This window comes from Hymenobacter ruber (assembly GCF_054783255.1).
In genome coordinates this window covers 348,789-364,212 of sequence record NZ_BAAGQX010000003.1, presented here as the reverse complement: position 1 = coordinate 364,212, position 15,424 = coordinate 348,789, and the positions used below count along the sequence as shown (strand labels likewise).

General features: G+C 62.1%; 18 protein-coding genes. 12 read left to right on the top strand and 6 right to left on the bottom strand.

Annotated elements, in window-relative coordinates; all coding sequences use genetic code 11:
- Nucleotides 1–241: 241 nt before the first annotated feature.
- Nucleotides 242–988, top strand: a complete 747-nt coding sequence (locus ACYVM5_RS08565; RefSeq protein ID WP_460617713.1) for a hypothetical protein — start codon at nt 242–244, stop codon at nt 986–988.
- 89 nt (nt 989–1,077) lie between these two features.
- On the top strand, nt 1,078–1,374 hold the full coding sequence (locus ACYVM5_RS08560; protein ID WP_460610854.1) for a hypothetical protein: 297 nt from the start codon (nt 1,078–1,080) through the stop codon (nt 1,372–1,374).
- A gap of 59 nt (nt 1,375–1,433) precedes the next feature.
- Here ACYVM5_RS08560 and ACYVM5_RS08555 read toward each other — a convergent pair whose 3' ends face one another.
- From ACYVM5_RS08555 to ACYVM5_RS08545, 3 genes are all read right to left on the bottom strand, one after another.
- Nucleotides 1,434–1,784 carry a hypothetical protein gene (locus ACYVM5_RS08555; RefSeq protein WP_460617712.1) on the bottom strand — a complete coding sequence of 117 codons (351 nt, stop codon included), beginning with the start codon at nt 1,782–1,784 and terminating at the stop codon, nt 1,434–1,436.
- A 333-nt stretch (nt 1,785–2,117) separates the two neighbouring features.
- A complete protein-coding gene (locus tag ACYVM5_RS08550; RefSeq protein WP_460617711.1) occupies nt 2,118–2,387 on the bottom strand; it encodes a DUF5615 family PIN-like protein in 270 nt (89 codons plus the stop codon).
- Nucleotides 2,388–2,458: 71 nt separating this feature from the next.
- Nucleotides 2,459–2,683 carry a DUF433 domain-containing protein gene (locus ACYVM5_RS08545; protein ID WP_460617710.1) on the bottom strand — a complete coding sequence of 75 codons (225 nt, stop codon included), beginning with the start codon at nt 2,681–2,683 and terminating at the stop codon, nt 2,459–2,461.
- Nucleotides 2,684–2,904: 221 nt separating this feature from the next.
- On the opposite strand from ACYVM5_RS08545, the gene ACYVM5_RS08540 reads away from it, so the two are divergent.
- On the top strand, nt 2,905–4,302 hold the full coding sequence (locus tag ACYVM5_RS08540; protein ID WP_460617709.1) for an FAD-binding oxidoreductase: 1,398 nt from the start codon (nt 2,905–2,907) through the stop codon (nt 4,300–4,302).
- Between the two features lie 40 nt (nt 4,303–4,342).
- Here the strand turns inward: ACYVM5_RS08540 and ACYVM5_RS08535 are convergent, their stop codons facing one another.
- Nucleotides 4,343–4,768 carry a hypothetical protein gene (locus tag ACYVM5_RS08535; RefSeq protein WP_460617708.1) on the bottom strand — a complete coding sequence of 142 codons (426 nt, stop codon included), beginning with the start codon at nt 4,766–4,768 and terminating at the stop codon, nt 4,343–4,345.
- A 47-nt stretch (nt 4,769–4,815) separates the two neighbouring features.
- Complete coding sequence (locus tag ACYVM5_RS08530) at nt 4,816–6,876, bottom strand: ExeM/NucH family extracellular endonuclease (protein WP_460617707.1); 2,061 nt, start codon at nt 6,874–6,876, stop codon at nt 4,816–4,818.
- Between the two features lie 166 nt (nt 6,877–7,042).
- Here ACYVM5_RS08530 and ACYVM5_RS08525 point away from each other — a divergent pair, with 166 nt between their 5' ends.
- From ACYVM5_RS08525 to ACYVM5_RS08485, 9 genes are all read left to right on the top strand, one after another.
- Nucleotides 7,043–7,594 carry a GNAT family N-acetyltransferase gene (locus tag ACYVM5_RS08525; RefSeq protein WP_460617706.1) on the top strand — a complete coding sequence of 184 codons (552 nt, stop codon included), beginning with the start codon at nt 7,043–7,045 and terminating at the stop codon, nt 7,592–7,594.
- 69 nt (nt 7,595–7,663) lie between these two features.
- Nucleotides 7,664–8,287, top strand: a complete 624-nt coding sequence (locus ACYVM5_RS08520) for a NanQ anomerase/TabA/YiaL family protein (protein ID WP_460617705.1) — start codon at nt 7,664–7,666, stop codon at nt 8,285–8,287.
- A 73-nt stretch (nt 8,288–8,360) separates the two neighbouring features.
- Nucleotides 8,361–9,626 carry a TPM domain-containing protein gene (locus tag ACYVM5_RS08515; protein WP_460617704.1) on the top strand — a complete coding sequence of 422 codons (1,266 nt, stop codon included), beginning with the start codon at nt 8,361–8,363 and terminating at the stop codon, nt 9,624–9,626.
- A 108-nt stretch (nt 9,627–9,734) separates the two neighbouring features.
- Nucleotides 9,735–10,289 carry a GNAT family N-acetyltransferase gene (locus ACYVM5_RS08510; protein ID WP_460617703.1) on the top strand — a complete coding sequence of 185 codons (555 nt, stop codon included), beginning with the start codon at nt 9,735–9,737 and terminating at the stop codon, nt 10,287–10,289.
- Between the two features lie 31 nt (nt 10,290–10,320).
- Entirely contained in the window at nt 10,321–11,142 is an 822-nt protein-coding gene (locus ACYVM5_RS08505; RefSeq protein WP_460617702.1) for a GNAT family N-acetyltransferase, read from the top strand.
- A 54-nt stretch (nt 11,143–11,196) separates the two neighbouring features.
- Nucleotides 11,197–11,964: a creatininase family protein gene (locus ACYVM5_RS08500; RefSeq protein WP_460617701.1), complete on the top strand. Its 768-nt coding sequence runs from the start codon at nt 11,197–11,199 to the stop codon at nt 11,962–11,964.
- A gap of 69 nt (nt 11,965–12,033) precedes the next feature.
- A complete protein-coding gene (locus ACYVM5_RS08495) occupies nt 12,034–12,672 on the top strand; it encodes an HAD family hydrolase (RefSeq protein ID WP_460617700.1) in 639 nt (212 codons plus the stop codon).
- Between the two features lie 47 nt (nt 12,673–12,719).
- Nucleotides 12,720–13,064, top strand: coding sequence for a DUF433 domain-containing protein (locus ACYVM5_RS08490; RefSeq protein ID WP_460617699.1), 345 nt, complete (start codon nt 12,720–12,722; stop codon nt 13,062–13,064).
- A 94-nt stretch (nt 13,065–13,158) separates the two neighbouring features.
- Nucleotides 13,159–13,590 (top strand): hypothetical protein, encoded by a 432-nt coding sequence (locus ACYVM5_RS08485; RefSeq protein WP_460617698.1) that lies wholly within the window; start codon nt 13,159–13,161, stop codon nt 13,588–13,590.
- A gap of 10 nt (nt 13,591–13,600) precedes the next feature.
- Here ACYVM5_RS08485 and ACYVM5_RS08480 read toward each other — a convergent pair whose 3' ends face one another.
- On the bottom strand, nt 13,601–15,262 hold the full coding sequence (locus tag ACYVM5_RS08480; protein WP_460617697.1) for an MFS transporter: 1,662 nt from the start codon (nt 15,260–15,262) through the stop codon (nt 13,601–13,603).
- Nucleotides 15,263–15,424: the final 162 nt, after the last annotated feature.

Below are 15,424 nucleotides of genomic sequence, written 5' to 3'. Positions count from 1 at the left end.
CTATTGCACAAAAAGGTCGCCTAGACAGGCGACCTTTTTATTTTTAATGCTTTATGAGGGAGTCTAAAAAGGGTTTGATAGTAATGTTATGACTAAAATCATACAATTGAAAACCATATTGCGCTCAATTGTGTATAATCAATGTTCTTAAAATAAATTTAGCAAAGCTTAAAAATAAATCTAGCCTTTGTATAACTTCTTTACGCAATATGATTACTTTTGTATAAAGTCCTAATTTGCTATGGCGAAGATAATAGGTTACCCGCGGGCATCATTTCATGCATCTTTTGAACTCGCCGAAGCAGTGTATTCACTGGGAGGGCGCAGTGACATAGAGGTTTGTGCACAAAAAATGGGCAAGAAGGTAACAGGGGCATTTAGCGCCATTGTAGGCGCGGCATCTAAATTCAACCTTGTTTCTGTTTCGAAAGGCACGCTCATTACAAGCTCCCTTTTTAGAGATATCCAGTTGGCTTACACCGACCCGCAGAAGCTTGCTCTGAAAGCTGAAGCCTTTTTATCGCCTCCCGTATTCAAGGGAATTGCTGAAAAGTTTGGTGGTATGATATTGCCTCAATCGGCAGTATTAAGCAAGATGCTCATCAAGGAATTTGAAGTAGATGACGCTATTGCTTCTACTGTAGCAAACTATTTTGTGGATGGAGCCAAAAGCGTAGGACTCTTTGATGGAGAAGGAAAGCTTAGAAGCATTCAATCAACTCAGCAAGAATCTGAGACGATGGCTGTTGAAGTTTTTGATGCACCGAATGAGTCATTGCCGCAAAATAATAAACTGTCTAACAGGCATATATCTGATGCTGAGTACACTCCTGTAGAGGTTGCGAACAATGACAGAAGAAAAATTCAGATTCCCTTGCCGCAAAAGCGCATGGCAGAGTTGATTGTGCCAGATGAAATGACCATCAAAGACCTCGACATCATAAGAATGCAGTTGGAGGTATTGAGAGTATTTATTGAAAATAGCTAGCCACTGAAACCGCTAAACAAGCAGAGGCTCAGAGTATAGCTGACACCAAAATCAGAGGCGCATGATGTCACCTCTCTAATCCAAATCCTGTGAAGTCTATTCCGTTCGCTCAGTACGTAGCGCTACTCAAATTGCTAGGGTTAGAATACGTACGAACAGTAGGTAGCCACCAGCACTGGGATTTCCCCAAAGGTTCCGGAAAGGCATTGCTGCGGACACTGACTTTGCGCGATAAGGACAAAGACATTCCGGTACTTCACATGCAAACCAACTTGGCAACACTGGAAGCTTCGGATGTGGTGACGAAAGCAGAATTTGAAAAGATGCTTACTGCGCAGCAAAATCCTAAAGCAGCTAAGGCGCAACGCAAGCGAACCAAAGACTGAAACAAAAACGGCCGCCTCTGTAGGGGCGGCCGTTTTTGTTGAACAACACAAAATTTGAGTTAGGCAGGAAGCAGTACTTGCTCAGTGAGGATACGGCGGCTGTGAGAATGGCGGTTTAGGACCTCAGCAGAAAGTCGCGGAGGCTCATATATAGGGGTGGGTTTTTTGACCAGCCGCCACCCTAAAGCTAACAGCAAACGGTCAAGAGTGCCACGTTCAGCAGTGTCCTGAATGAAGAACTGAAGAGTTTCTTCAAATGCAGCTTCAGCCTCAGCTTCGGTATCGCCATATGAGGAAAGCTCCAAAGCGGGGCAATAAGCTACGTACTGGCCCGTATCATCAAGCACAAGTAGCACTTCTACCTGCGCTTTTGTGAGGTGGCCATGCTTGTTGGTTGCGAGAGTAGCCATAGAACAATTGAAAATAGAGGCAACGAAGATACTGATAAGGATTTCCCTGACAACGCAAAGGCTGCCACCCCGGTTCTTTGGTGTATAAACGCCAACAGGGTTGTTTTTGATTTTAAGACGGTGAGGTTGGTTGAGTCCTAAGCTTCTCCAGCTGCTGCCGCCTCGGTAGCGGCTGGTTTGTTTTTGGGGAAACCCATGCGGAATTGCAAGAAACTCCAGCTCCCTTCGCCGCCTTCGCGCCGGGGGCGGCTGGGGTGGGGTTGGGGTAGCGCGCGCCGTTAGGTAGAAACACGAAGCATCGTTCAGCCGCGGCGGTGCCGGGGGCGGGGTACGCTAAGGCAGCACGTTGCCAATCTCCACGAAAGGTTCGCCAGCTTCCAATAGCTCTATCGCGGCGGGCAGGGTGGCGAGCAGCACTTCTTGCAGGCGCTCGTTGGACGTGTTGCCGCAGGTGAGCCAGATAACCTGCGGCGGCGGGCCGAAACGGTCGAGCAGGTGACGAAAGTCGGCGTCTTTGGTAAGCACGACGGCCCCGGCGGCTTTGGCGGCCCGGAATATTTCCTCGTCCTCGGCATCGCGCAGGCCCAGCGCGCGCAGTGGCACGGCCTCCACGGGGAATTTCCACTTTATCTAGGCGGCGATGAGCGGCGAGAGGTGCGCGTCAATCCAGAAGGTCATGCGGCCAGGCGTGGATGGTCAATCTGGCGGGCGGCGTATTGCAGGGCGGCTTGCAGGTCGGCGGCTTCGAGGTCGGGCATCTCGGCCAGAATCTGTTCGGCGGTGAGGCCGGCGGCGAAGAGCTGAAGCACGTCGGCCACGCGGATGCGCATGCCGCGAATGCAGGGCCGGCCGCCGCACTGGCGCGGGTTGGTAGTGATGCGATGCTGCAAGGATTCCATGTGGTGAAGATACTAGGGTTTCTGTTGCCGCTTCGCGCCGGGGGCGGCTGGTTTGCTTTTGGGCAGTGGGCAACGACATCAAACATCGGTTTTAGATAAAATAATATATATTTTTATATATTAACAAAAGGCCGCCGCTGCTACGGCTTGCCGTGGGCCGGCGGCCACCCCGGCCCGATTCTTTCACCCGGCGCACCCGCGCCCCTTAGCATCTCACGGTCATGCTCGTCGACGAAATTGCCTCCCCCTTCACGGTGGACCTGCGCGGCAGGCTCATCGAACCCCACCACCCCGACTACGACGCCAGCCGCCGGGTGCACAACGCCATGATTGACAAACGGCCCGCCGCCATTGCCTACTGCGCCGACGATGCCGACGTGATAGCCGCCGTGAACTACGCCCGCGAGCACAATATGCTGGTGGCGGTGCGGGGCGGCGGCCACAGCGGGGCCGGCCTCGGCCTCTGCGACAACGGCTTGGTGATTGACCTCTCGCAGCTCAACGGCATCCACGTCGACCCCGTGGACAAGACCGTGCGCGTGGAAGGCGGCTGCCACCTCGGCGACCTCGACCACGTGACACACGCCTTCGGGGTGATGGTGCCGAGCGGCATTATCTCGACCACCGGCGTGGGCGGCATCACGCTGGGCGGGGGCCTGGGGCACTTCACGCGCCGCTGCGGCCTTTCCATCGACAATCTGCTGGAGGCCGACGTGGTGCTGGCCGACGGCAGCATGGTGAAAGCTTCCGAAACCGAGCACCCCGACCTGTTCTGGGCGCTGCGCGGCGGGGGTGGCAACTTCGGCATCGTCACCTCATTCCTGTTCCGCTCGCACCCCATCAGCACCGTGTACGCCGGCCCCATGCTCTGGGAGCTGAGCGACGCCAAGCCCGTGATGCAGTGGTACCGCACCTTCATCAAAGACGCGCCCGAGGAGCTGGGCGGTTTTTTTGCCTTCCTCACGGTGCCCGCCGGCCCGCCCTTCCCCGAGCACCTTCACGGCAAAAAGATGTGCGGCATTGTGTGGAACTACAGCGGGCCGGCCGACATGGCCGAGCAGGTTTTTGCGCCCATCCGCCGGGCCTGGCCGCCGGCCCTCGACCTGCTGGGCACCCTGCCGGTGCCGGCCCTGCAAAGCATGTTCGACGGGCTGACGCCCCCGCATATTCATTATTACTGGAAGGCCGACTTCATCAACGAGCTATCGGACGAGGCCATCGACATTCACCTGCACTTCGCCCAGATGCTGCCCAGCCCGCTCTCCACTATGCACCTCTACCCCATCAACGGGGCAGCGGCCCGCGTGGCACCCGATGCCACCGCCTGGGCCTATCGCAACGCCACCTGGTCGATGGTCATCCTGGGGGCCGAAACCGAACCCATCCGGGCGGCGGTTATCACACGCTGGGCCAAAGAATATTGGGAGGCCATGCACCCGTACTCGGCCGGGGGGGCCTATGTCAACTTTATGATGGAAGAGGGCACCGACCGCGTAAAGGCCACCTACGGCCCGCACTACGAGCGGCTGGTGGCCATCAAAACCACCTACGACCCGCACAACCTGTTCCGGGTGAACCAGAACATCCCGCCCACCGGCTACCAATCGGATGGGCGGTGAGGTACGGCTGATTCTTGATTTCTCCCGCGTTGGACCGGACCTACTGCGGCGTGGCGGGCTGTAGCTCCAGCCAGCGCCGGGCGTCGGTATCGGCGTTGAAAGAGCGGTAGACCAAAGGCAGGCCCTGAACGCTGGTGGTGACGAAGGCCGTGGACAGGCGCACCAGCACGTTGGGCGACACCACCACGGCCCCGTGACGGTAGCCGGCCTGCACGGCCCGGGGCAGCCAGTCGTGGGCAATCCACTGCTGCTCCTCGGGCGTGAAGGGAACCATAACCAGCTGATTAACCAGGATGCGGCTCCAGCCGCGCTGCTGCAGCGCCCGCAGCATGTTCTCGAAAACGGCCCGGGTGGCTTCCGGGGTGCGGCGGTGGCTGCTCCAGTTGGTGCGCAGGAAGCCGGCGGGGTCCGTCAGCACTTCGCCCGCAGCGTTTTCAAAATACAGGCTGGGCAAGGGGCTGGGCATTGCGACAAAGGTAAGGCCGATGCGCCCCCCAGCGGCAGCGCGGGCCGCTATTCCTTCATCACGCGCTGGGTTTTCTGGTAGTTCTGGCCGCGCAGCGTCACCACGTAGATGCCCGGCGCGAGGTGGGCCGTGTAGCTGTTGAGCTGGCTGCCCAGCATGGCCGGCGTGCCGTGCAGCGAGAGCAGCCGCAGGCCGCCCTGGGGCAGGGCAAAGTCGAGGGTGAGCGCGCCGGCGCTGGCCGGCACATCGGCCAGGCTGAACGCCTGCGGCCCGGCTGCCGGCCCGGGGTACACAAACAGCCGGTTGGTCCGGCTGGACGATGCATTGCGAATGCCCGCGAAATTCACCCCAATCAGCACCGGGTCGTGGTCGGAGCAGCGGAAGGGCGTGGTGATGTCGGTGGCCTCGCCGGCCTGGTCGTACTCGAGCACGGGCGGCTCGGCCGAGTTGATGTGCCACTTCTGCACGTCCACGAAGCCCACCAGGTTGGGCGTCACCACGGCATGGTCGAGCGAGCCGGTGAGGCCCTTAAACACGTATGACGCGCTGGTGGGTGGTGTGGCCGGCACCAGCCCGGCCGCCCGCATGATGTCGATGGGGTCTTCCTCGTAGTTGGCATTGTAGTCGCCGGCGCTCACGATGCGCGACGCCCCGGCCGGCCGCACGGTTTTGTTGATGAACTCGACCAGGGCGCGGGCCTGCGCCTTGCGGCGGGCGTTGGAGCCGCCCTGGCCGTCGTTCTGGTCGGCATCGGGCCCGCTGCCGCTGCTCTTGCTCTTGAAGTGGTTCACGATGAAGCCCAGCGTATCGGGCCGCTCCTTGCGCCGCGTGACGAACACCTGCGCCAGCGGCGGCCGCTCAAACACGCCCTGCACGGTGGCTACCATGGGCGGCCCCAGCGGCGCCACCACGCCCGGCTTGTAGAGAATGGCGCAGTGAATGAGGTCGGTGTTGTTGGTCTGGCGCTCGGCGTTGCCGTCGTTCACGAAGATGTAGGTGCCCGCGCCCACGGCCTTGTTCAGCCCATCCACCAAATCCTGAATGGCTGCCGTGGAGCCGTTGCCGTCGTTCTCAATCTCGGTGAGGCCGATGATGTCGGCGTTCATCTGGGCCAGGGCCAGGATGATTTTGGTGCGTTGGCGCTGGAAGTCGGCCGCCGTTTTGGCACCGCGCGGGGTGGGGAAGCCGCCGCCCGCCCCGTCGCCGTTGAAGTAGTTGAACACGTTGAAGCTGGCCAGCTTCAGGTCGAGCGGGCCAAAGGCGGGCGGCGTAAGCGGCCGCGTCACGTTGATGACGGGCGCATCGGCCCCGGCCAGCGGCTGCAGGCGCCAGCGCCCGTAGCCATAGGCCAGAATGCCGCCGATGTTGCTCAGGGTGCTGCCCACCCGCACGGTGCGGAAGCGGGCATCGAGGTAGGGCGTGGGCGTGGGATTGGTGGCCGAGCTGCCATCGTCGAGCACCAGGCTGCGGCGGTCGTTGGCGGCCTGGTAGGCCAGCACGGCGGCCAGGTTGCTGGTGCCGCTGCTGTTGGTGCCGGTGGCGGGGTTGTCGTTGGGGTCGATGAACTGCGTGGCCTGGTAGGTCAGGCCTTCGGTGGACACCGTGAGCTCGCCGCGCTGCTTCAGGTTGTAGTTGTCCGTCACGGTGAGGGGCGCGGTGAACTGTACCCGCATGCCTTCGTAGCGCTCGGCCTTGTCGGCCGCAAACTCGCTGTTGACGAGGCGCACAAAATCCGGCAGCGCATTGCCCGAAGAAATGACCACAAAGCCCGGCTCCGTTATCACGGCCTGGCCAAAGGAGGGGGCGGCATCGTCCTCGCGCACCGCGCCGGTCACGCGCACCTTGTCGCCCACCTTCACGTTGGGGTCGGCCTGAATCACGAAAATGGCATCGGAAGTGGCCGGGTTGCCATCGGCCGTGGCCTTGTCGTCCTGGATGTAGAAACCAGCGGGCTTGAGGTCGGCGTAGATGCCCGTCACTATCCCTTCGACGGTGTAGTTGCCGGCTTTCGCCGCCGCGCCCGTGCCCTGAATCGAGCCAATGGAAGTGGCACTGGCCGTGTGGGTTGCCAGCAGGATAGCCGTGTAGAGGAGTAGCTTGGAAGTCATAGCGCGAGTTGAAAAGAGCGGCGGCGGGGGAAGTAAAGATATTCGGCAGGGCTGAACTTCGCCAATGCTCCAATTTGTGCTAGATAAAGTACCGTTTTGGCAGCGAAACTGCCCGGCCGTGCCCAAAACTCCGCCCACCAGCCATTCGCGCCGTATACTGCAGCCTATGATTCCGCTCATCACCCAAACCCCGCACCTTCAGATTCTCGCCGCCAGCCGCGCGCTGCTCACGGCCGAGCTTCACAAGCCCCAGTATTTCCCCGTGCTCCTCGGCGCGGCCCTGCCCACCGACTGGCCGCCCGCCCGGCACGACCGCCCCACGCAGGAGCGGTTTCTGGAAGAACTCACCGCCGGCGGGCGCGACGCCGCCGGCTGGTACGCCTGGTACGCCCTGCGCAAAGCCGACGACACCGCGCCCCGCACGCTGGTAGGCGCGGGCGGCTTCCTGGGCCGGCCTTCTGCCGATGGCACCGCCGAAATCACCTATTCTATTGCGGCCGACTGGCAGGGCCAGGGCCTCGGCACCGAGCTGGTGGCCGGGCTGGTGCAGCAAGCCGCCGACACCGGACAGGTGCGCCGGCTCATCGCCCACCCGCCGGTTGACAATGCCGCCGCCCAGCAGGTGCTGCTGCGCAACGGCTTCGTGGCTGCTGACAGCAGCGCCGATGGCCGCCCGCGCTTCGAGCGCGCCGTGGAGCCGGCGGCTAAAGCGGCGTAGCTGGCACGGAAGCTGCCAGGGGGCGGTTATCTTTCTGCCCCCAATCTTCGCTTTCTCCCTTTGCCAATAATGAAAAATCCCCTCCTGAAAACTGCCCTGCTGATGCTGGGCGTAGCTGCCCTGGGCTTCGGTGCCCGCGCCCAAACGGCGCCCGCCGCCGAAACCTGGACCAAGAAAAAAGCCGAAAAGTGGTTTAAAAAGCGCGAGTGGGCCAACGGCCTGAAGCTCAACGTGCAGGAGTCGATTGATAAGGTCGAGTTTGCCAAGCAGTACCACGCCAATAAGGCGGTGTGGGACAAGGCATTCGCCTATTTCCGCGACACCAACCTCGACCAGCTTACGCCCGGCAAGTACCCGGTGGACGGCGAAAACGTGACGGCTGCCGTGACCGAAAACCCCACCAAGGAATACGACAAGACCAACTGGGAGTCGCACCGCAAGTTTATCGATATGCAGTACGTGGTGCAGGGTGCCGAGAAAATCGGCGTGGTGCCCCTGGATAAAGCCACCGTCATCAAGCCCTATGATGAGGCCCGCGACGTGGCCAACTACAGTGCCGAGGGCAAGCTTTACGAAGCCAAGCCGGGCACCATCTACATCTTTTTCCCACAGGATGTGCACCGGCCCAACATCAAAGTTGACGGCGTGGAGAAGGACAAAAAGCTGGTGCTGAAAGTCCGGGTGGCCTCGTAGGCAGCTAATTGGCGGCCGAAGCCGTAGAAGGTGCGCAAACGCAGTTTCCTTCTTCACTTCAACCCGCTGAGCTATGTCCCGTCTCCTGTTTTTCGTCTTTCTATTTGTCTCGGCTGGGCTGGCGCAACCCGCGCTGGCCCAGACCGACGCCATCCCGCCCCGGCCCACGCCGTTCAAGTTCGTGAACGACGAGGCCCAACTCATGCAGCCGGCCGATGCCAAGAAGCTGGACGCCGGCCTGCGCCGCTACGCCGATAATACCGGCACCCAGGTAGTAGTAGTGACCGTGCCCACGCTGGGCGGCCGCGACGTGGCCGACTACGGCCGCGCCCTCGGCACCGCCTGGGGCGTGGGCCAGCGCGATAAAAACAACGGCATCGTGGTGCTGCTGGGCGCGAAGGAGCACAAAGTCACCATCCAGCCCGGCAACGGCCTGGCCAGCGTCATCACGCCGGAAGTCACCAGCCGCGTTATCAGCGAAATGACGCCCGGCTTCAAGCAAGGCAACTATTTTGCCGGCCTGCGCACGGGTTTGAATACGCTGATGGCCACGGCAAATCCCGGCTCGGCTCCCAAGAAAGACCAGACGGCTGACGCCACCGCCTCGGGCGCAACGGGCAGCAGCATGGCCACCGACAATTCCTCCACCAACCTGTCGCAGGACAACCAATACCCTGCTACCTCTTCTGAACCAGTGAATACGATGCCGACGGCCGAACCTGTTTCGTCAGGCCCGGGCATGGGTATGCTGCTCATCGGCGCGCTGATAATTGGCGGCATTCTGTGGTTTGTGGTTCGCATGTTCAAAGGCCGGAGTGCGGCTAATAACGGGGTAGCCAGCAACCCGAACGGCACTCCCAACTTCCTGCCCAATCGGCCCAATGGCCCCAGCGGAGGCTACGGCCAGGCCCCCGGCAACTACGGCCCCGGCTACGGCCAGGCCCCAAACCAGAGTAGCGGCCCCGGCATCGGTGGGATGCTGGCTACCGGCGCGGCGGCCGCGGCCGGTGCTTACCTCGGCAACCGCATGGCCTCGGGCCACGACACGTCGGGCCAGAACCTGTCGAACTACGACAACAATAACAGCAACTTCAATACCGGCGCGGGCGCAGCCGGAGCGGCGGGCACGAGTGCGGCCAGCGACTACTTCTCCAACCGCGACGGTGGCACGGCCGACAACTCGGCCCCCGATTATTTCTCCGACGACAACACGGCGGCCGACAACAATTCGGACTACTTTTCGGGCGATGACAATAACTCGTCCTACGACGACACCTCGTCCAACGACACCGGCGGCGGCGGTTTCGATAGCGGCAGCGACAACAGCGGCTCGTGGTAGCCTAACCTGCTACCGCATAATGCCTAAAAAGCTCCCGTGCCGATTGGTGCGGGAGCTTTTGGGTTTGTGAGAGCCCGGAGTTTGGCCGACCGGCCGTAAGTTGCCGCCATGTCCATTTCCCATACGCCTCCCTCGGTGGTGCCCGTGCTGGAAACCAGCCGCCTGCGCCTGCGTGGCTTCCGCGCCGATGACTTTGATGCCTGGTTTGCCATGAGCCGGCAGCTCGCCTACCACCGCTATTTCACCCCCGAACCCATGCCCGCCGAAGAAGTATGGAAGCTGGTGCTGCGCAGTGCCGGCCACTGGCTGATAACGGGTTACGGCTTTTGGGCGGTGGAAGAAAAGGCGAGTGGCCGGTTTGTGGGGGCCGTGGGGTTTCTGCACCTGAAGCGCGCCATCGAGCCGCCGCTGGGCGACGCCCCGGAAATCGGCTGGGTGATGGACCCCGCTATTCACGGCCGGGGCTACGCCTCCGAGGCCGTGGAAGCCGCATTGGCCTGGGGCGAAAGCTATTTCGGGCCGGTGCGGACCGTGTGCATCATTCACCCCGAAAACGAGCCCTCGTTGCGCCTGGCAGCCAAATTTGGCTATCACGAATACGCCCGCGCCACGTATCATGACCAGCCCATTGTGCTGCTGGAGCGGCCCGGGGCACCGGCTTAATGGCACCTGCTCGGCTGCCTCAAATTTCGTTATGACTTTCTCCGACCACAACCTGGCGCAGCGCCTGGAGCTGACCGAAGCCCGCAGCAACGCGGCGTTTGTGGAAGCCCGTGCCCGTATGTTTCCAGAAAGCGGGGCAGAATGGCAGGCCATAGCCGGTGCCTACGTGCTGTTTGACGGCCCGGGCTCGCCGCTCACGCAAACGTTCGGCCTGGGCTTGTTTGAGGAAACCACGGCCGCCGACCTGGACCGCATCGAGGCCTTTTTTGCGGCGCGGCAGGCTCCGGTGCTGCACGAGATAAGCCCCTTGGCCAGCCCCGCGCTGCTGCCGCTACTGGGCGCACGCGGCTACCAACCCATCGAATTCACCAGTGTGCTATACCAGGACCTGACCATTGCCAGTGCGCCTGAGCCCCCGCATTCAGACATCCGCACCCGCATTGTCAGTCCGGAAGAAGCCGATGCCTGGGCCAGTACCGCCGCTGCCGGCTGGCTGGAAGAAGCACCTGAGCTGACGGCTTTTCTGCGCGAGCTGGGTGCCGTCAGTGCCCAGAGCGCGGGCATGACGTGCTTTGTGGCCGAAGCTCAGGGCGCGGCCATTGCCACGGCCAGCTTGTACATCCACGGTGGCGTGGCCCTGCTGGCCGGGGCCAGCACGGTGCCCATCGGGCGCCGACGGGGTGCCCAGGCGGCGCTGCTGGCGGCCCGGCTGCACCACGCGGCGGCCCACGGCTGCACCCTGGCCATGATGGGGGCGCTGCCCGGCAGCCAGTCGCAGCGCAACGCCGAGCGCCACGGCTTCCGTATTGCCTACACGCGGGCCAAGTGGCAGCTGCTGCGCGAAGGCCGGTAGCGGCAACAAGCCGCGAGCGCAGCTCTTTTCTTATCACTCTTTTACTGTTCGACCATGGCCCCACGTCCCTACATCCTCGCCGAAACCACCTGGAAAACCGTTAAGGAAGCCAACTACGAAGTAGTGATACTGCCCTGGGGTGCCACCGAGGCGCACAACTACCACCTGCCCTACGCCACCGACAATATCCAGTCGGACTACGTGGCTGCCGAGGCCGCCCGCAAGGCCTGGGACCAGGGTGCCAAGGTGGTGGTGCTGCCGTGCATCCCGTTTGGGGTGAATACCGGCCAGCTCGACATCACCCTGGATATGAACCTGAACCCCAGCACGCAACTGGCTATTCTGGGAGACATTGTGCACACGCTGGCCCGGCAGGGTATTCCGAAACTAGTGATTCTGAACGGCCACGGCGGCAACGACTTCCGCCAGATTCTGCGGGAATTGCAAGCCGACTTCCCCACGGTTTTCCTCAGCACCCTCAACTGGTTCAAGGCCGCCGACCGCAACCAGTATTTCTCGGCCCCCGGCGACCACGCCGACGAGCTGGAAACCAGCGTGATGCTGCACCTTACGCCCGATTTGGTGAGCCCCCTGAGCGAAGCCGGCGACGGCGCGGCCAAGCAATTCCGCATCGCGGCGCTACGCCAGGGCTGGGCCTGGGCGCAGCGCGAATGGAGCCAGGTTTCGGCCGATACCGGTGTGGGCAACCCGGCCGCCGCTACGGCCGAAAAAGGCGCGGCTTTCCTCGAAGTCGTGACCACCAACATTGCCCAATTCCTGGTAGAGCTGGCCGCCGCCGACCCACAGGATTTGTATGAATAAGAACCCCGGCGCACTCCTGCCGGTTAGGAACCGGGCAAAACCACTCGCCCGGCCCGTTTTCCTTGCCCAATGCCCAACCAATTCGACAGCGTAATCTTTGACCTCGACGGCACCTTATGGGATGCCTCGGCGGCCATCACCAAAGCCTTTCAGGCCGCCAAAATCAGCGTCGACTACATCGACAACGACGTGACCCTGGCCCAGGTGCAAGCCGTGACCGGCCAGCCCTACACCGTGGTCTACGAGCGCCTGTTCCCCAACCTCCCGGCTGAAAAGCTGGAAGAATACCGCGCCCTCTGCGCCCGGCAAGAGCTGGCCGCCGCCGTGGAGCACGGCGGCGCGCTCTACCCTGGCCTCGAAATCACTCTGCGCTACCTGCTGAACCAGGGCTACCGGCTGTTCATCGTGAGCAACTGCCAGCGGGGCTACGTGGAAGGGTTCTTCAAGCACAGCGGACTGGAGCGCTACTTTGAAGGCCACCAGTGCTTCGGTACCAAGCTGCTGCCGAAGTCGGAGAACATCCGCGAAATCATGGCCGAATATGACCTGCAAGCGCCCGTGTACGTGGGCGATACGCCCGGCGACCTGGCCGCCAGCGAGGCCGCCGGTGTGCCGTTCATCTTCGCCACCTACGGTTTCGGCCAGCTCAGCGAAGCCGAAGCGCCGCTGCGCATCAACCGCCCCGGCGATTTGGAGAAATTGCTGTAGCAGCGCCGTGAGTTGCGCACTTGGGTGCGTCGCTGTAATTTGGATGCATGAATTTTCCGGCCATTCCCCGCATCACCATTCATCCGGCTATTTGTGAAGGGCAGCCCACCGTGCGGGGGCTGCGCTATCCCGTGTGGCAAGTGCTTGATTGGCTGGCTTCCGGCTTGACTACTGATGAAATCCAGGCCAAGCATCCCGCGCTGGAGCCCGAGGATTTCCGGGCCTGCCTGGCTTTTGCGGCCGGCCGTCTCAAGCCTTTGGGCCACGTTGCCGAAACGGAGCAGGACGAAAAATCGGAGCAGTGGCTGCTGGGGCGGCAGGGCCAGTGGCTGGCCGAGCAGGAGTTTCTGAAACAGCTTTGGGAGCGGAATCCGGTCAGCAACCCGGCGTAGCTGAACGGCGGGCCCAGGTGGTTTGGGCACGCCGATGTCCGTGCTATTGCCGAGCTATTTTGTGTAGCTTTGGCCGCCTCTTCTGCCGCCGGTTATGTACCAGGAATTAGCTTCTACTGCTTTCTTACAAGTCGCCTACCGGCCGGATTCCTGCCTGCTGATTGGCCGTTGGCTGTGTTCCATTACCGATGAGCAGCTGCGCGAGGGCTACGAAACCATGCGCCTAGCCGCGCTGGAGCACAACTGCCCGCACTGGCTTGTGGACGCCCGCCGCCGCGTCGACCGCCGCCGCAACGGCCCCGAATGGGTCGTGACCAGCTTTCTGCCCAAGGTGCAGCGCGAACTGGGCGGCCGGCTGTGCGTGGCCTTCCTAGTGCTGCCCAACCACCTGCGCGAGCTGGAAGAGGAAGCCGGCCTGCCCCTTCACTCCCCCAACGCCACCGACCCGTTTCAGTACGCCCGCTTCATCGACGAAGGCGCGGCCAATGCCTGGCTTGATGAGCATCGCCGCCGGCCGCGGAAGTAAATCCTGCCGCTCAGCGCTGGCTTTCCAGGGTGGCGATGGGCGTGGCTTCTTCCACGTTAGAGGTGTTGGGGAAGGCCAGCAGGTGCGTTACGCGGGGTGCCTCGGGGCCGGAGTGGAAGCGGCGCACGGCAGCCTCTACCACCTGGTCTTCGCGGGTGAAGCGGTGGTGCTGGCGCTGGTGCTCGCCCCAGGTGGCCAGGTAAAAAAACTCGGAAATGCGCGTGGGGTCGTTCACATCGGCAAACACCCCGGCCCGCAAGGCCCCGTCGCGCAGGCGCAGGCGCTTGAGCTGCTCAGCGGCCGTGTGGAAAGCGGCCCAGTTTTCCGGCTCAACACGGTACTCAATGGTGACGAGCACGGGGCCGTCGTCGGGGTCGATGGTGCCGCTGCCCACGGTGTGCGGCCGGTCGTCGGCGGGGTCCAGGTTCAGGCCCTCGGCCGAGCGCATGGGGAAGGGCAGGGCCAGCAGGGTGCTGGCCAGCATCCAGCCGGCGGCGGCCAGCAGCGAAATCTCCAGCGTGAGGTGGTCGGCCAGCTCGCCCCACACGAGGCTGCCCACCGACAAGCCGGCCTGAAATACCAGCATGTACACGCTGATTACCCGGGCCTGCACCCAGCGCGGCACGCTCAGCTGCACGGTGGTGCTGAAACTGGTCATCACCAGCAGCCAGGCAATGCCCGACACGAACATCACCGCGTACAAAATGTAAATCTGATTGACCAGCGCCAGCGCCGTATTGGTGCCCACGAAGGCCAGCACGCCCAGCAGCACGCGCTGATTAAAGTTGAGCCGCGAGCCGGCCCGGCCCATGATGATGGCCCCGGTCACGGCTCCCGCGCCCAGCCAGGAGAGCATCACGCCGTAGTGCCCGGAACTGAGGTGCAGCCGCCGCGCCACCACTACCGACACCAGCCCCCACATGGCCGCCGCCCCAAACGAAAATGCGAACGTGCGCACCAACACCCCATAAATGGCCGGCGAATACTGCACGTAGCGCATCCCGGCACGCAGCGCGCCGATGAAGTTTTCGGCCGGGCCGCTGGTCACGGTGGGCTGGCGCTTCCAGAAATACACCACCGCCCAGGTGCCCAGAAACGACACGCCATTCAACAAAAACACCCAGCCCGCCGAGTAATACGCAATGATGGCCCCGCCAATGGCCGGCCCGATGGCCCGCGCAATGTTGTTGCTCACGCCGTTCAGCGTGATGGCCGACCCCAGCGCCGGGCGTGGCACCAGCTCCGTGGCTATTGACTGCCAGATGGGGGCGTTCAGGGCCGCGCCCATGCCTAGCAAAAACGTGAAACCCAGTACGCCATAGGCCGAAATGCCGTTATTCAGCGTAAGTACGCCCAGCGCGGTAGCCACCACCGCCATGAAGCCCTGCGTGAGCAAGAGCAGCCGTCGGCGGTCCACCAAATCAGCCATCACGCCGGCCGGCATGCTCAGTAAAAAGGCCGGTAGCGAAGTGGCCGTCTGCATCAGCGCCACCAGCAGGGCCGAGGTGGTGAGGGTGGTCACGAGCCACACGCCGGCCACGTTCTGCATCCAGGTTCCCACATTTGACACCAGCCCCGCAATCCAGATAGCCCGGAAAAGGGCGTACATGAACGGGGTCCAGAGTGTGACTTTGGCGGGAGGAGCAGGGACAGTGGAGGTGGCTTCAGGCATTGGGCAGCAGGAGGATTTCGCCATTAATAACAGCGAAACGGCACAAATGGCTTCCTACGGCTTTTGAAGTAATGACGGCTATCTGTCATCCTGAGCGGAGCGAAGGACCTTATCACGCTCAAATAAGTTTGACGTGATAAGGTCCTTCGCTCCGCTCAGGAT

Excerpts from the sequence above, each read along its gene's own strand:
- ACYVM5_RS08565 (WP_460617713.1), top strand. The coding sequence starts at position 242 with ATGGCGAAGATAATAGGTTACCCGCGGGCATCATTTCATGCATCTTTT.
- ACYVM5_RS08555 (WP_460617712.1), bottom strand. The coding sequence starts at position 1,784 with ATGGCTACTCTCGCAACCAACAAGCATGGCCACCTCACAAAAGCGCAG.
- ACYVM5_RS08545 (WP_460617710.1), bottom strand. The coding sequence starts at position 2,683 with ATGGAATCCTTGCAGCATCGCATCACTACCAACCCGCGCCAGTGCGGC.
- ACYVM5_RS08540 (WP_460617709.1), top strand. The coding sequence starts at position 2,905 with ATGCTCGTCGACGAAATTGCCTCCCCCTTCACGGTGGACCTGCGCGGC.
- ACYVM5_RS08535 (WP_460617708.1), bottom strand. The coding sequence starts at position 4,768 with ATGCCCAGCCCCTTGCCCAGCCTGTATTTTGAAAACGCTGCGGGCGAA.
- ACYVM5_RS08530 (WP_460617707.1), bottom strand. The coding sequence starts at position 6,876 with ATGACTTCCAAGCTACTCCTCTACACGGCTATCCTGCTGGCAACCCAC.
- ACYVM5_RS08525 (WP_460617706.1), top strand. The coding sequence starts at position 7,043 with ATGATTCCGCTCATCACCCAAACCCCGCACCTTCAGATTCTCGCCGCC.
- ACYVM5_RS08520 (WP_460617705.1), top strand. The coding sequence starts at position 7,664 with ATGAAAAATCCCCTCCTGAAAACTGCCCTGCTGATGCTGGGCGTAGCT.
- ACYVM5_RS08515 (WP_460617704.1), top strand. The coding sequence starts at position 8,361 with ATGTCCCGTCTCCTGTTTTTCGTCTTTCTATTTGTCTCGGCTGGGCTG.
- ACYVM5_RS08510 (WP_460617703.1), top strand. The coding sequence starts at position 9,735 with ATGTCCATTTCCCATACGCCTCCCTCGGTGGTGCCCGTGCTGGAAACC.
- ACYVM5_RS08505 (WP_460617702.1), top strand. The coding sequence starts at position 10,321 with ATGACTTTCTCCGACCACAACCTGGCGCAGCGCCTGGAGCTGACCGAA.
- ACYVM5_RS08500 (WP_460617701.1), top strand. The coding sequence starts at position 11,197 with ATGGCCCCACGTCCCTACATCCTCGCCGAAACCACCTGGAAAACCGTT.
- ACYVM5_RS08495 (WP_460617700.1), top strand. The coding sequence starts at position 12,034 with ATGCCCAACCAATTCGACAGCGTAATCTTTGACCTCGACGGCACCTTA.
- ACYVM5_RS08490 (WP_460617699.1), top strand. The coding sequence starts at position 12,720 with ATGAATTTTCCGGCCATTCCCCGCATCACCATTCATCCGGCTATTTGT.
- ACYVM5_RS08485 (WP_460617698.1), top strand. The coding sequence starts at position 13,159 with ATGTACCAGGAATTAGCTTCTACTGCTTTCTTACAAGTCGCCTACCGG.
- ACYVM5_RS08480 (WP_460617697.1), bottom strand. The coding sequence starts at position 15,262 with ATGCCTGAAGCCACCTCCACTGTCCCTGCTCCTCCCGCCAAAGTCACA.